The organism is Azospirillum sp. (assembly GCF_050789165.1).
In genome coordinates, this window is sequence record NZ_JBOZRT010000131.1 from 17,724 (window position 1) to 30,793 (window position 13,070).

The window sequence follows — 13,070 nt, forward strand, 5'->3', positions numbered from 1 at the left end:
CCGCGGTGCGGTGCAGCACATGCTTCACAGTTATGACGATCTGTGCGGGATGGCAATAAGTGCTTGTTCGTAAAAAGGTAAGCTTGTAAAGCGCTGTTCGTCATATCCTGTAAATTCGTAAAGTTAGTAAATTTACATCGCAGTGCGGGGTAGCCCGGACAGGGCGTGGGGCAGGGTCGGATGATGGACAAGAAGGCGATGCTGGGACCCAAGGTGCGGCGCCTGCGGCGCGAGCGCGGGCTGACCCAGGCGCAGATGGCCGACCAGCTGGGCATCTCGGCGAGCTACCTGAACCTGATCGAGCACAACCAGCGCCCGGTGACGGTGCCGCTGCTGCTGAAGCTGGGGCAGAACTTCGGCGTCGACCTGCAGGCCTTCGCCGAGGACGAGGAGAGCCGGCTGGTGGCCGGCCTACGCGAGGTGTTCGCCGATACGCTGTTCGACGGCTCCGACATCAAGAACCAGGACCTCAAGGAGTTGGCCGCCGTGGCGCCGACGCTGGGGCAGGCGGTGGTGACGCTGTACCGGGCGTTCCGCGAGCAGCGCGAGGACCTGCAGAACCTCGGCGAACGGCTGGCCGACCGCGACAAGCTGAACCTGGTGCACAACGCGCAGTTCCCGCTGGAGGAGGTGCGCGACTTCTTCCATGCCCACCACAACCACTTCCCCGAGATCGAGGCGGTGGCCGAGGCGCTGTGGGCCGAGGCGAACCCGGAGCGCGGCGACCTGTACCGCGGCCTCGTCGACTGGCTGCTGAAGGAGCAGGGCGTCCGGGTCAAGATCATGCCGGCCGACGTGATGGGCTACGCGGTGCGGCGCTTCGACCGGCACGGCCGGCGCATCCTGGTGTCGGAGATGCTGGCGCCGTCGGGGCGCAACTTCCAACTGGCGGCGCAGATCGCGCTGCTGCGCCACCGTGAGCTGATCAACGGAATCGTCGATGCCGCCAACCTGTCGGGTGACGAGGCGCGGCGGCTGGCGCGGATCGGGCTGACCAACTACTTCGCCGGCGCGGTGCTGATGCCCTACGACCGCTTCCTGGAGGGGGCGAAGCGCGAGCGCTACGACATCGACGTGCTGCGCCGCCGCTTCGACGCCAGCTTCGAGCAGGTCTGCCACCGGCTGACCACCCTGCAGCGGCCGGGCGCGCGCGGGGTGCCGTTCTTTCTGATCCGGGTGGACAGCGCCGGCAACGTGTCGAAGCGCTTCTCCGGCGCGGGGTTCCACTTCGCGCGGTTCGGCGGCGGCTGCCCGCGCTGGATCGTCTACGAGGCATTCCGCACGCCGGGCAAGATCCACACGCAGCTGGCGCAGATGCCGGACGGCACGGCCTATTTCTCGATCGCGCGGACGGCGGTGAAGGCGGGAGGCGGCTACCGCAGCCCGCCGCAGCAGTTCGCCATGGCGCTGGGCTGCGACGTGGCGCACGCCGGCCAGATCGTCTACGCCGACGGCATCGACCTGGAGCACACCGAGGCCGCCACCCCCATCGGCGTCAACTGCCGCCTGTGCCCGCGGTCGGACTGTTCGCAGCGCGCGTTCCCGCCGCTGAACCACCGGCTGATCGTGGACGAGAATTTGCGGGGGGTGACGCCGTTCCTGTTCGCACCGCCGCCGGGGGAGCGGTGAGGGTGTCCAAATGCCAAATATCAGTAACGAAGCTGATGCAATAACACAATCTACAAGTGCGTATGCAATTAGATCATTGCCAACTTGTGCTTATTTGCTTATCATTTTCGCATAATATGCCGCCCCACTACGCGAAACTTTCCTTCCGGGAGCATAAACCATGTTCGGAGAATTTGACCTCGCCCTTCTAGACGACCCCGGTTTTAAGGAAGACTCTGTACGGGAGTTGATTATAATTCCCATTCTAAATCGGCTCGGATACAGACCATCAGGCAAGGTACAGGTAATAAGAAGCAAGACGCTAACCAACAATTTTATCTACGCAGGAACTCGGAAGCACCCAGTCTCCATTGTTCCAGATTATACGTTTTTGCATGATGGGAAGCCAATATTAGTTCTTGATGCGAAATCACCTGCCGAAAGCGTGCTTTCACAGGATAACGTACAGCAGGCATATAGTTATGCCATACATCCGGAGGTGCGCTGTCAGCATTTTGCGCTATGCAATGGGAAAATGTTAGCAGTCTTTTCCGTTGAATCCCCTGCCCCATTGCTGACGCTGGAGTTTAAAGATTTTAACGAAAAATGGGACCTCATTGAAAGACATCTTGGGCATAAGTACTTACTTGAGCCATCTCTGCGTAATTTTGCGCCAGACCTCGGCTTTAAGTTGGTTCGCCTGGGATTCTCCCCCAATGCAGAGATTACCTTTCCAAAGGTTCGGCTAGGTTATTTTGGGAGAGTCAATGATGAATTAATGACAGCATCTGCAAATTGTGAATTTTGCGAGGAAGATCATTGTGTAAGCTTTGATTTTTCTCCACATCTACTCAGCGATATACTCAGAGGCTTACCCAAACCTTTAGCCGAAGCGTTCTCAGAAGCACTTGGGCGCGCTCCGTTCCATGCTGACGCGGGGCTAGCTATTGAAGTTGACTTGGAGGCCCGTTTGGGTGATGAGACTGAAGGACAGCACGAAGCTTTCATTCCTCTCGTGGTGAACCGAGTAATAGGTTCGAGATTCAACTATACTGACTTACCAGATCCCAGGAACGACATTCCTCCGCATATCTTTCAGCTACGAAAGGCCTTTGAAATTCGCCATCCTAGCAAGAAACCTCAACATTGACTACGCCCAAAAAATATTTATCATAGCATCTATCGCGGCTGTATTATCAGAAACATAGCAGCAATGTACTGATAGTTTTGCTATCAACATAGAAAAAATCAATTTAACATTTGGCTCACCTTGGGATACCTACTTCTGGAAAAGCAAAAGCCGGCGGACCGGCGCCCCAAAGCGCCCGCCCGCCGGCCCGTTGCCGCGCCTCAGCTTATTTCAGCGCGCCCTTGACGTCCTCGTACTTGCCCTTCTGCCACTTCTCCAGGCCCTGGATCTGGTCCTTGGTCATGTCGAGGGTCAGCTTGTCGCCCTTCATGTGCAGGCGGTTGGCCGGCAGCACCACGTCCTTGTCGCTCATGTTCACCACATGGTCGACGTCGAGCACCACGTAGGTGGCCGAGCCCTTGCGGACCACGCCTTCGATCTCGGCGATCTCCTTGCCGTCGGTGCCGTAGACGTCCTTGCCCTTGAGCTGGTCGGCGCTCATGCGCGCCAGCGCCGGGTCGAGTTGCCCATCCACCGCCGCCACCGAGGGCGTCACCTCCTTGGCCGGCGCCTTGTTGGTCTGCGCCATGGCGGGAGCGGCGGCGAGAAGCGCGGCAACACCGAACGCGGTCATCAGGGTCTTCATGGTAATCTCCCCATACGGTTCGAAAGGTAAGGGAATAAACGCCGTGCGTCCGCAAAGCTTCCCAGTACTGACGGGGTAGCCCGCCCGCACAGGGTCACCCCGCAAAAGAAGGGCGGCCCGGCGGCCGCCCTCCCCCCTTCCAGACCGGCGCGGTACCCCGGTCAGCGCTCCAGGTCGTCGTCGCGGCGCAACGGGCGGTCGGTGCCGGTGCGGCCGTCGTCGATCTCCACCTCGGTGCGGCGGACGGTGTCGGAGACGTTCTGCGCCCGCTCTTCGACGTCCTTGCGGATGACGACCTCCTCCGTCACGTGGGCGCGCTTCTGCACCACCGCCTCCTCGGCGGTCTCGCGCACCTCGATCTCGCGCTCGCGGAAGGCGTCCTCCGGCAGGTCGTCCACAGCGCGGTCGACGGCACGGCGCTCGACGTGCACGTGCTCCTGGCGCAGGTTCACCGTCTCGTTCACCGGGGTCTCGGTGACGTAGGTGCGCACCCGCACGACGCCGCCCTCGACCGCGCGCTTGCCGATGTCCAGCTTTTCCTCGGCGACCGGGATGACCTCCTCGCGGTCCACGTCCACGCCGCGGCGGGCGGTGGAGTCGCTGTAGGTCGTATCGGTGGTGTTGACGTCGCGGAACGACTGCGCGGCGCCGCTCAGGCCGGTGGCGTGGCGGGCGCGCTCCTCGGCGGCCGTGGTCTCGTCGTAGGGCGCCGCCGTCTCGTCGTAGCCGCTCCAGCCGGTGGTGCGGTAGGCGGCCTCGCGCTGCTCGACGTCCACCACGTTGCCGCGCTCCAGCACGGCGACGGCGCGGTCCACGTCGTCGTCATCGACGCGCAGCTTCAGCAGGGCGCCGCCGCGCCGCACGCCCTCGGCGTAGACGTGGGCGTCACGCTCCGGGACGTTCCAGCTGGTCAGACGGGTCAGGAAGCCGCCGCTGTTCTGCCGCGCGTAGTCGGTGTCGATGTAGTCCTGCCCGGCGGCCGAGCCGATGCCGGTCACCGCCTCGGCGTGGGTGATGATCTCGGTGGCGCTGCGGTCGAAGCCGTCAGCCTCCAGGTCGCGCACGGCGACCTCGGCGTCGCTGCGGGTGTCGTAAAGGGCCACGATGGTGCGGTGCATGTCTCACTCCTCGGATGTGTTGGATGGCCCGGCACCCCGCCCGCCGGGCTCGTCGGGTCGATTGGTCTCGATGCGGTCGATGATGGCGTCCTCGGACCGCAGGGTGACGGGCTGCTCGGCCTGCACGGTGCGCGTCTTGCGGCGCAGGTGGATTTCCTCGCGCAGGACGAGTCGCCGCTCCACCACCAGCACTTCCTCGACCAGGGGGATGATCGTGGTGTCGCCCTCCTGCCGGATCTCCGGCCGTTCCCCGACCTCGCGGCCGACGGGAACCCGCGTCACCTCGACCTCCTCCTGCTCCAGCGTCTGGCGGACGATCTCCTCGCGTTCGCTGACCGTGGTGGTCACGCGCACGACGCCGCGCTCGACGCGGCGCTTGTCGACGGACACCGTCTCCTGGTGAAGCGGTACGACCGTCTCCCGGTCGTCGGACATGGCCGTGCTCAGCGCAGAATCAGGTACAGGACGATCGCCAGGACGATCAGCCCGACGATGATCCAGGTCCAGTTGAGCCCGGCCGAACCGCCGGGGCCGCCGTCGTTGTAGACGCCGACCTTCTTGGGTCCGTGCTCGTTGGTCATTGGGTCACCTCCAAAAGGCATCGAAGGACCCATCCCAACAGCGCACACCGAAAAAGCTTCGATACCTTACTACTTAATTGTTCGCCGCCGCCGCGCCCGCGCGACGCGGAATAATCCGCCGGTGCCCACGTTCATAACCAGCGTGAAGGCGCGTCCCTCACGTTGGGTCAACCTCGGGGTGGCCTGTGCGGTGCGATAGGCACGCCACTGGCCACCCCGCCCTTTTGTCCAGATGCGTCTTTCGTGTAGACAGTGGGTCCATGCGCATCCTGAAACTCCTCGCCGTGCTCCTCGTGGCCGGCCTCGGCACCGCCGCCCTGTGGTACCTTCCCAACCGGCCGGTGCCGCTCGACCCGCCCCCCGGCGGCAAGCTGAAAAGCGTCTCCTTCGCCCCGTTCCGCGACGGGCAGAGCCCGCTGACGCGCGTCTACCCCTCGACCGAGCAGATCGATGAGGATCTGGCGGCCATCGCCCCGCAGGTGGCGGGCATCCGCACCTACACCTCGCTGGAGGGGCTGGAGGTGGTGCCGGAACTGGCGAAGAAGCACGGCCTGCAGGTCACCATGGGCGCCTGGCTGTCGAGCAAGCTCGACAAGAACGAGGCGGAGGTGAACTCGCTGATCGCGCTCGCCAACCGCTACCCGGACACCATCACCCGCGTGATCGTCGGCAACGAGGTGCTGCTGCGCGGCGAGCTGACGCCGGAGCAGATCACCGGCTACCTGCGCAAGGTGAAGGCCGCGATCAAGCAGCCGGTGTCCTACGCCGACGTCTGGGAGTGGTGGCTGAAGTACCCGCAGATGGCGAAGGAGGTGGACTACATCACCATCCACCTGCTGCCCTACTGGGAGGACATCCCGGCCAGCGTCGAGAAGGGGGCCGAGCACATCGCCTGGTCCTACCGCGAGATCTCGCAGCGCTTCCCCGGCAAGCCGATCCTGATCGGCGAAACCGGCTGGCCGACCGCCGGCCGCGCCCGCGGCGCCGCGGCGCCGGGCCTCGTCGCCAAGGCGCAGTTCATCAACCAGGTGATCCGGCTGGCCGGGACGGAGGGCTTCGACGTCAACATCATCGAGGCGTTCGACCAGAACTGGAAGCAGAAGCTGGAGGGCACCGTCGGCGGCCATTGGGGCCTCTACACGGTGGACCGCAAGCCGAAGTTCTCGCTGGCCGGCCCGGTGGTGGAGAATCCGAAGTGGGTCGAGCACGCCGCGCTGTCGGTCATCGCCGGCAGCGCGCTGGTCGGCGTGCTGGTCGCCAGCGGCCCGGCGCTGCCGCTCTCCGCCCTGGCGGCGCTGGCGGTGTTGAGCGACGGCTTCGCCAGCCTGTATCTGCACGCCGCCGACCTGGGGCTGCACTGGAGCTATTACTGGCAGGACCTGACGCTGACCGCCGTCATGCTGGCGCTGACCGGCGCGCTCGGCCTGTGCATCCTGATGGCGGCGCACCGCGCGCTGTCCTCCGGCCGCGGCCTGTCGGCGGAGCCGCTGCGCGGCCTCGTCCGCGACGCCGGATACGGCCGCCTCGACCGCGTCGGCGCCGCGGTGACGCTGGCGCTGACCGCTTTGCTGGTGGTGTGGAGCTTCCTGATCGTCTTCGACGGCCGCTACCGCAACTTCCCGACCTGGTACGCGGCGATCCCGGCGCTGGGGCTGCCGATCCTCGGCTGGCTGCGCGCCGGCCGGCGGCCGGCCGGCACCGACTGGCGCTCGGCCATGGCGGCGGGGTCGCTGTTCCGCCCGGCGGTGGCGGTGGTGCGCACGCCCGTCCGTGCTCCGCGCGCCGAGCTGTGGCTGGGCCGCCTGCTGCTCATCGGCGCCACGCTGACGCTGCTCGCCGAGGGCGTGCTGCCGGTGGACGCGCCGTTGCGTGGCTGGCTCGCCGGCACCAGCGCCATGCCCTTGAGCGCCATCGACTGGGCGCATCCCAACGTCGAGGCGCTGGTGTGGGCCGGGTTGCAGGCGATGCTGTCGCTGCCCTTCCTGGCCAGCGTCCGCCTGGCCCGCGCCGCCCAGCCGGCCGGCGCCGCGCAGCCCGGCGAGGTGCGGCCATGAGCCTCCCTCGCGATGTGGCCGAGGCCCGCGACACCATCGCCCGCGCCGAGCGCTTCCGCCGCCTCTGGCGGATCATCCGGGTTGCCATGCTGGCGGTGCTGGGGATCTTCCTGGCGTTGCTGGTGGTTTACACCGGCCTTGCCGTCGCCGCGGCGAAGGGGGCGTGGCACTACGTCTTCATGCTGGTCGGCGATGCCTTCCTGGCCTTCCTGATGGTGCTGGTGCTGCGCCACCGCGGCACCGAGCGGATGTTCGACGCCGAGGTCGCCACCGCCACCGACCGGCTCAGGGCCTCGGGGTGGCGGCCGGTCATCAAGGACGGCGAGGTGCTGGTGGAGCGGGCCGAGGGATGAGGTTCAAGCCCCTCCCCCCTCGTGAGGGAGGGGCTCCCAGGATCAAGCCACCCGCGCCTGCTTGCCGTGCTGGGCGCACCAGCGCCGGGGGTCGTGCAGGTAGGCATGAATCTCGCCCAGCGCCTCCTCCGGCAAGTAGCTGCCGCGGTTGGCGACCTCCAGCAGGTCCCACCAGGTGCACGCGGCGTGCAGGGTGACGCCCAGCCGCGTCAGGTGCTCGTGGATCGAGTCGAAGATCCCGTACTGGAACAGCACGAACACGTCGCGCACCACGCAGCCGGCCGCGCGCAGCGGCTCGATGAAGCGGGCCTTGCGATGGCCGTCGGTCGCCAGTTGCTCGACCAGCAGCACCCGCCAGCCGGGCTGCACGTCCCCGACGATCTCCGGCGCGTCCTTGCGGACGATCACCAGCGGCAGGTTCAGCCTGTCGGCGATCAGCGTGGCGAAGGGCATCCCCGCCCCCTCGCCGGCCGCGACCGCGTCCAGGTCGTGCACGCCCGTGCGCTCCGCGTCGCCCATCTCCTGATTGATCATTTCGCAAGCGAAACAGACCACTTCCTTACGGATCTTCGGGTAGGACAGCAGGTGCCGCACGTCGAGCCGCACCGGGCTGACCAGATCGTCGGTGTAGCGGAACGGGCGCTTCGGGTCGAAGCGCACCGCACCGGTTTCCAGCAGGTCGCGAGCGATCCGTGCCGCGCCCTCGCGGCTCTCCAGGTCCCACGAGTCCGGTATCATGGCAGTCCCCTCGTCGTGTTGGTCGCCTCCAGTTGACGCCCGGCCGGGGTAGCCCCGCAACCCGTGATCGCAGCGCGTCGGACGCCCTTCGGGGGTAGCCCGCCGGTGGCAGATCCAGCCCCTTCGCGCGCCCGCCGCGACGCTGCCCGGGGCGGTTGACAATCCCCGCGTGCCAGTCGAAAACCGGGGAGGGAGCAAGGGGGGATCCGGTCATGTCGGGAGCATCGGACGACGACGACCTGCTGTTCGCCGACGAGGCCGAGGACGAGGCCGGCCGCGGTCCGACGCCGGCCCCCTGGACCGTGCTGATCGTCGACGACGACCCTGAGGTGCACGCGATCACCCGCGTGGTGCTCCACGACGTCGAGTACGAAGGCCGCGGCCTGGCCTTTCTCAGCGCCTTCAGCGCCGAGGAGGCGCGCGCCATCCTGCGCGCTACCGACGATGTCGCCGCCGTGCTGCTCGACGTGGTCATGGAGACCGACGACGCCGGCCTGAAGCTGGTGCACTTCATCCGCGAGGAGCTGGGCAACCGCCATGTCCGCATCATTCTGCGCACCGGCCAGCCCGGTCTGGCGCCGGAGCGGCAGGTGATCGTCGGCTACGACATCAACGACTACAAGGCAAAGAGCGAGCTGACGGCGCAGACCCTGTTCACCGCCACGGTGGCGGCGCTGCGCTCCTACCAGCACATCCGTGCCATCGAGGAGGGTCGCCGCGGCCTGGAGAACGCCCAGCGCGCCACCGTGCACGCGCTCGGCAAGCTGGCCGAGTTCAAGGACGAGGTGACCGGCGACCACGTCAAGCGCATCGGCCGGTGGGCGACGGCCATCGCGCAGCGGCTGCGCGCCGACGGGGTCCACGCCCACATCGTCGACACCGTCTTCTGCGAGCACATCGGGCTGGCCAGCATGCTGCACGACGTCGGCAAGGTGGGCGTGCCCGACCACATCCTGGGCAAGCCCGGCAAGCTCGACCAGCAGGAAATGGCGGTGATGCGCGAGCACGCCGCCATCGGTGGCCGCATCCTGCGCGAGGCGTCGGGCATCGTCGGCGGCCCCAACCCGCTGTCGCTCGGCGCCGAGATCGCCGAGAGCCACCACGAGAAGTGGGACGGCACCGGCTATCCGCACGGCCTGAAGGGCGAGGCGATCCCGCTGTCCGGCCGCATCGTCGCGGTGGCCGACGTCTACGACGCGCTGCTGCACCGCCGCCCCTACAAGGAGGCCTGGGACCACCGCGACGTGCTGGGCCTGATCCGGCGCGAAGCCGGCACCCACTTCGACCCCGCAGTGGTCGACGCCTTCCTCAAGGTGCTGGAGGAGCAGGGAACGCCTTAGCCGGCGTTCGCCGCGGCGGCCTCCCGCTTCTGCTTCTCCATGACCAGGTGCATGTGCGGGTAGGGCATGGAGATACCCTGCTCGTCAAAGGCCTTCTTCATCCGCTTGTTGAACTCGCGCCCCACCCCCCACTGCTTGAGTGGCCGGGTCTTGAAGCGGGCGCGGATCACCACCGCCGAATCGGCGAAGCGCTCGATGCCCATCACCTCCAGCGGCGCCAGGATGTCGGTGGTGAACAGCGGGTCGGCCTGCAGGTCGTCGCCGATCCCCTTTAGCACGCCGCACACCCGGTCCGGGTCCTCGCTGTAGCTGACCGAGACGTCGAACACGGCGAAGGAGTAGTCCTTGGTCATGTTCTTCACCGTGGTCACCGCGCTGAACGGCACCGAGTGCACGGCGCCGGCGCCGTCGCGCAGCCGGATGGTGCGGATCGAGATCGCCTCGACCACGCCGGAGTGCCCGCCGCCGACGTCCACCACGTCGCCGACCGAGATGGTGTCCTCGAACAGGATGAACAGGCCGGTGATGACGTCCTTGACCAGCGTCTGCGAGCCGAAACCGACCGCCAGGCCGACGACGCCGGCGCCGGCCAGCAGCGGGGCGATGTTGACGCCCAGTTCGGCCAGCGTGATCAGCGACACCATGGTCACCAGCACCACCAGGAAGGCGTTGCGCAGCAGCGGCAGCAGCGTGCGCATGCGGGCCGAGCGCTCGATCCGCGTACCCTGCACCTCGGTGCCGCGCAGGAAGCGCTCGATCAGCGCGCTGACCACTTCCCAGGCGACGATGGCGACCGCCAGCATGACGCCGATGGTGGCGACGCTGCGCACCACGCGCCGTCCCACCGGCGTCTCGATCCAGGCCGCGGTATCGACGCCCCAGGCGTTGAGGATCATCAGCACCGCCACCGTCCAGATCAGCGTCTTGATCACCCGGTGCAGCACCGGGATGTAGCGGTTGGCGCGCGCCTCCAGCGAGGGGAACTGCACCGCCAGCTCCGGCGAGATGCGGAAGCCGCGGCGCAGCGCCCGGTTGATGCCGCTGACCAGAAGGCGGGCGATGATGAAGATGGCGATGCTGGTGATGGTCGCCTTCGCCAGGTACTCGAACCCCTCGTAGACGTTCAGCACCCAGGCGCCGAAGGCCACCGCGACGTAGGCGATGGCCAGCACGTGCCAGATGTCGGCCAGCCGCCGCCGGGCCGAGCGCATGACCGCGCCCTGCCCCTGCGCCTCGCGCGCCGCGGTGTCGACGGGGTCGCCGTCGCCGGTCAGCGGGTTGCCGTGCATCCACTCGGCGACCGCGCTGCGGTTCTGCAGGATCAGGATGACCAGCATCGCCGCCATGGCGAGGCCGAGCAGCTTGAGCACCGCCCCGTACGCCCCCAGCGCCAGCCCGAAGACGAACGCGCCGTCCGCCAGGAAGTACCCGTACACCCCGACGATGGCGAGGCGCCGCGTCCAGACATAGGCGTAATGCGCGGTCTCGTCGCGCATGCGGGTCAGCCGCAGGCCCGGCGCCGGCGGCGCGAACAGGAAGCTGGCGGCGACCAGCACAGTCTGCACCACCACGGTGGCGGTGATGATGTCGATGACCACGTGCCGCACGCGCGAGCCCATGGAGAGCATCACCGCCTCGCCCAGCATGAGGATGCCGTAGGCGACCAGCGCGAAGGCGATCACCGGCACCATCTCCAGCGCCGTGCGCAGCAGCAGGAAGGTCAGCTTCGCCGACATCCGCTCGCAGTGGTTCGCCTCGATCGCCCGGCGCGGCCGGCGCAGCAGGAAGCTGGTGAAGCGGCTGACCACCGCGCCGGCGATGACGATCATCACCAGATCGGCCGACAGCTGCGTCCAGCGCTCGCGCGCCGAGGGGTCGTCGATCTGGCGGCGCACCCACTCGGCCACCGCCGGCAGGTCGGAGAAGGCGTTGGCCACCGCCAGCAGCTGCCTGCTGGCGTCCTCCACGTGCCGTGCCAGATAGGCCAGCGTGCGCGATCCCAGCGCGTCGGGCAGCAGGTCGCTGGGCGCTGCCGGCTCGGCGGGCTGCTGCTCCGCGGCGGGGCCGCCCTTCTGCGCGGCGATCAGGGTGCGCAGCTGGTCCACCAGCTTGGCGCGCGCCTGCGGGTCCTCCAGCGTCGACACCAGCCCTTCCAGCTGGTCGGCGGCACCGTTCTGCGCCGCGGCCGGCGGGGTCGGCGCGGGGACGGGCTGGGCCGCGGGTGCGGCCGGGGCTGGCGCCGCGGCCGGCGGCTGGGCGAGGGCGGGACCGGTCAGGAGGAGGAGCAGGGCGGCCAAAGCGCCCGACCACCGGGCGAGCGTGCGGGGCATCGCGGATCCGTGGACAAATTCGAAAGTGTGGAGAGCCGCGAGACTACCGCGCGTCCGCCGGCTTGCCAACCCGCAGAGGGCTGCATCATTGTGGCATTTCAGCGGCTTTATCGGCACATCCCCCTCCCCATCCCTCTCCCTCTCACGTGGTGGAGGGGCAGAGCGGCGGAGTTCCCTCCACCGCCAAAGGCGGGGGAGGGCTAGGGAGGGGGCAAAGGCCATGCGTTGAAGGAGCCTGATCGGAATGGACGAGACAGACCACGACGGCGAACCCGACGCCAAGCTCATCGCCGCCAAGGAGCGCTGGGCCCGCGAGGCGCGCGGCCTGACCGGCGCCCCGGGCACCGAGCGCCTGCCGCCGGGCCAGCACCGGACCGAGGGCTGGCCGGTGCTCGACCTCGGCATCCTGCCGCGGGTGGACCGCTCGAACTGGCAGCTGACCGTGGACGGGCTGGTCGAGAACCCCGTCACGTGGCGCTGGGACGACCTGCAGGCGCAGCCGGTGTTCCGCCATGTCTCGGACATCCACTGCGTCACCTCCTGGTCGCGCTACGACAACCATTGGGAAGGCGTGAGCGCCAGGCACCTGCTGTCCGTGGTCCGCCCGGCGCCGGAGGCGCGCTTCGTGCTGTTCCATTCCTCGGACGGCTACACCACCAACCTGCCGCTGTTCGTTTTCGACGACGAGGATGTGCTGCTCGCCACTAGCTGGGAGGGCGAGCCCATCGACCGCGACCACGGCGGCCCGGTGCGCGTGGTGGTGCCGAAGCGCTACTTCTGGAAGAGCGCCAAGTGGGTCAGGCGAATCGAGTTCCTTGCCGAGGACAAGCGCGGCTACTGGGAGGTCCGCGGCTACCACAACGACGCCGACCCGTGGAAGGAGGAGCGCTACGGGGAATGATCCCACGTTGAAACGAGCCGAAAAGTTCCCGTTCCGCCCGCTATCGGGCCGAAGATTGCGCTGGATCAACCCGTCAGCCCTACGACCTCTGTAAGAGAGAAGGCTTCGGGGTTTCGGCCAAGACCTCCGGACTGGGGTGGAAAAGGAACTAGCAATGACAGTGGACTCGGTCACGATAGCCTTTGTTGGCAGTGGCGGTGCCGGCGTCATGACGGCCGGCCAGATGCTGCTCGACGCGGCGGCGAGCGTGGGGTGGTACGGCCTCATGTCGC

Annotated in this window: 12 protein-coding genes; 6 read left to right on the plus strand and 6 right to left on the minus strand. The window is 67.3% G+C overall.

Going from position 1 to position 13,070, the window contains the following annotated elements:
- Positions 1-183: 183 nt before the first annotated feature.
- Together ACRWK7_RS27780 and ACRWK7_RS27785 are read left to right on the plus strand one after the other, a co-directional pair.
- Positions 184-1,629 (plus strand): helix-turn-helix domain-containing protein, encoded by a 1,446-nt coding sequence (locus ACRWK7_RS27780; protein WP_431859884.1) that lies wholly within the window; start codon positions 184-186, stop codon positions 1,627-1,629.
- Positions 1,630-1,789: 160 nt separating this feature from the next.
- Complete coding sequence (locus ACRWK7_RS27785; RefSeq protein ID WP_431859863.1) at positions 1,790-2,758, plus strand: hypothetical protein; 969 nt, start codon at positions 1,790-1,792, stop codon at positions 2,756-2,758.
- A gap of 205 nt (positions 2,759-2,963) precedes the next feature.
- Here ACRWK7_RS27785 and ACRWK7_RS27790 read toward each other — a convergent pair whose 3' ends face one another.
- The 4 genes from ACRWK7_RS27790 to ACRWK7_RS27805 all read right to left on the minus strand — a co-directional run bounded on the left by ACRWK7_RS27790 (position 2,964) and on the right by ACRWK7_RS27805 (position 5,082).
- The gene (locus ACRWK7_RS27790) at positions 2,964-3,383 is read right to left on the minus strand and encodes a PRC-barrel domain-containing protein (RefSeq protein WP_431859865.1); all 420 of its coding nucleotides are present in this window, start codon (positions 3,381-3,383) and stop codon (positions 2,964-2,966) included.
- Positions 3,384-3,544: 161 nt separating this feature from the next.
- The gene (locus tag ACRWK7_RS27795; protein ID WP_431859866.1) at positions 3,545-4,501 is read right to left on the minus strand and encodes a YsnF/AvaK domain-containing protein; all 957 of its coding nucleotides are present in this window, start codon (positions 4,499-4,501) and stop codon (positions 3,545-3,547) included.
- Positions 4,502-4,504: 3 nt separating this feature from the next.
- On the minus strand, positions 4,505-4,936 hold the full coding sequence (locus tag ACRWK7_RS27800) for a YsnF/AvaK domain-containing protein (protein WP_431859868.1): 432 nt from the start codon (positions 4,934-4,936) through the stop codon (positions 4,505-4,507).
- 8 nt (positions 4,937-4,944) lie between these two features.
- Positions 4,945-5,082, minus strand: a complete 138-nt coding sequence (locus ACRWK7_RS27805; protein WP_431859870.1) for a hypothetical protein — start codon at positions 5,080-5,082, stop codon at positions 4,945-4,947.
- Positions 5,083-5,342: 260 nt separating this feature from the next.
- Between ACRWK7_RS27805 and ACRWK7_RS27810 the strand changes: the two genes are divergently transcribed.
- Complete coding sequence (locus ACRWK7_RS27810; protein ID WP_431859872.1) at positions 5,343-7,136, plus strand: glycosyl hydrolase family 17 protein; 1,794 nt, start codon at positions 5,343-5,345, stop codon at positions 7,134-7,136.
- Entirely contained in the window at positions 7,133-7,489 is a 357-nt protein-coding gene (locus ACRWK7_RS27815; protein WP_431859874.1) for a hypothetical protein, read from the plus strand. Before ACRWK7_RS27810 ends, ACRWK7_RS27815 begins: the two co-directional genes overlap by 4 nt.
- A gap of 42 nt (positions 7,490-7,531) precedes the next feature.
- Here the strand turns inward: ACRWK7_RS27815 and ACRWK7_RS27820 are convergent, their stop codons facing one another.
- Positions 7,532-8,227 carry an orotate phosphoribosyltransferase gene (locus tag ACRWK7_RS27820; RefSeq protein WP_431859876.1) on the minus strand — a complete coding sequence of 232 codons (696 nt, stop codon included), beginning with the start codon at positions 8,225-8,227 and terminating at the stop codon, positions 7,532-7,534.
- Between the two features lie 212 nt (positions 8,228-8,439).
- Between ACRWK7_RS27820 and ACRWK7_RS27825 the strand changes: the two genes are divergently transcribed.
- Positions 8,440-9,567: an HD domain-containing phosphohydrolase gene (locus ACRWK7_RS27825; protein ID WP_431859878.1), complete on the plus strand. Its 1,128-nt coding sequence runs from the start codon at positions 8,440-8,442 to the stop codon at positions 9,565-9,567.
- Here the strand turns inward: ACRWK7_RS27825 and ACRWK7_RS27830 are convergent.
- Entirely contained in the window at positions 9,564-11,897 is a 2,334-nt protein-coding gene (locus ACRWK7_RS27830) for a mechanosensitive ion channel domain-containing protein (protein WP_431859880.1), read from the minus strand. The genes ACRWK7_RS27825 and ACRWK7_RS27830 overlap by 4 nt on opposite strands.
- Positions 11,898-12,141: 244 nt before the next feature.
- Between ACRWK7_RS27830 and ACRWK7_RS27835 the strand changes: the two genes are divergently transcribed.
- The gene (locus tag ACRWK7_RS27835) at positions 12,142-12,798 is read left to right on the plus strand and encodes a sulfite oxidase-like oxidoreductase (RefSeq protein WP_431859882.1); all 657 of its coding nucleotides are present in this window, start codon (positions 12,142-12,144) and stop codon (positions 12,796-12,798) included.
- Positions 12,799-13,070 lie beyond the last annotated feature (272 nt).

Excerpts from the sequence above, each read along its gene's own strand:
- ACRWK7_RS27780 (WP_431859884.1), top strand. The coding sequence starts at position 184 with ATGGACAAGAAGGCGATGCTGGGACCCAAGGTGCGGCGCCTGCGGCGC.
- ACRWK7_RS27785 (WP_431859863.1), top strand. The coding sequence starts at position 1,790 with ATGTTCGGAGAATTTGACCTCGCCCTTCTAGACGACCCCGGTTTTAAG.
- ACRWK7_RS27790 (WP_431859865.1), bottom strand. The coding sequence starts at position 3,383 with ATGAAGACCCTGATGACCGCGTTCGGTGTTGCCGCGCTTCTCGCCGCC.
- ACRWK7_RS27795 (WP_431859866.1), bottom strand. The coding sequence starts at position 4,501 with ATGCACCGCACCATCGTGGCCCTTTACGACACCCGCAGCGACGCCGAG.
- ACRWK7_RS27800 (WP_431859868.1), bottom strand. The coding sequence starts at position 4,936 with ATGTCCGACGACCGGGAGACGGTCGTACCGCTTCACCAGGAGACGGTG.
- ACRWK7_RS27805 (WP_431859870.1), bottom strand. The coding sequence starts at position 5,082 with ATGACCAACGAGCACGGACCCAAGAAGGTCGGCGTCTACAACGACGGC.
- ACRWK7_RS27810 (WP_431859872.1), top strand. The coding sequence starts at position 5,343 with ATGCGCATCCTGAAACTCCTCGCCGTGCTCCTCGTGGCCGGCCTCGGC.
- ACRWK7_RS27815 (WP_431859874.1), top strand. The coding sequence starts at position 7,133 with ATGAGCCTCCCTCGCGATGTGGCCGAGGCCCGCGACACCATCGCCCGC.
- ACRWK7_RS27820 (WP_431859876.1), bottom strand. The coding sequence starts at position 8,227 with ATGATACCGGACTCGTGGGACCTGGAGAGCCGCGAGGGCGCGGCACGG.
- ACRWK7_RS27825 (WP_431859878.1), top strand. The coding sequence starts at position 8,440 with ATGTCGGGAGCATCGGACGACGACGACCTGCTGTTCGCCGACGAGGCC.
- ACRWK7_RS27830 (WP_431859880.1), bottom strand. The coding sequence starts at position 11,897 with ATGCCCCGCACGCTCGCCCGGTGGTCGGGCGCTTTGGCCGCCCTGCTC.
- ACRWK7_RS27835 (WP_431859882.1), top strand. The coding sequence starts at position 12,142 with ATGGACGAGACAGACCACGACGGCGAACCCGACGCCAAGCTCATCGCC.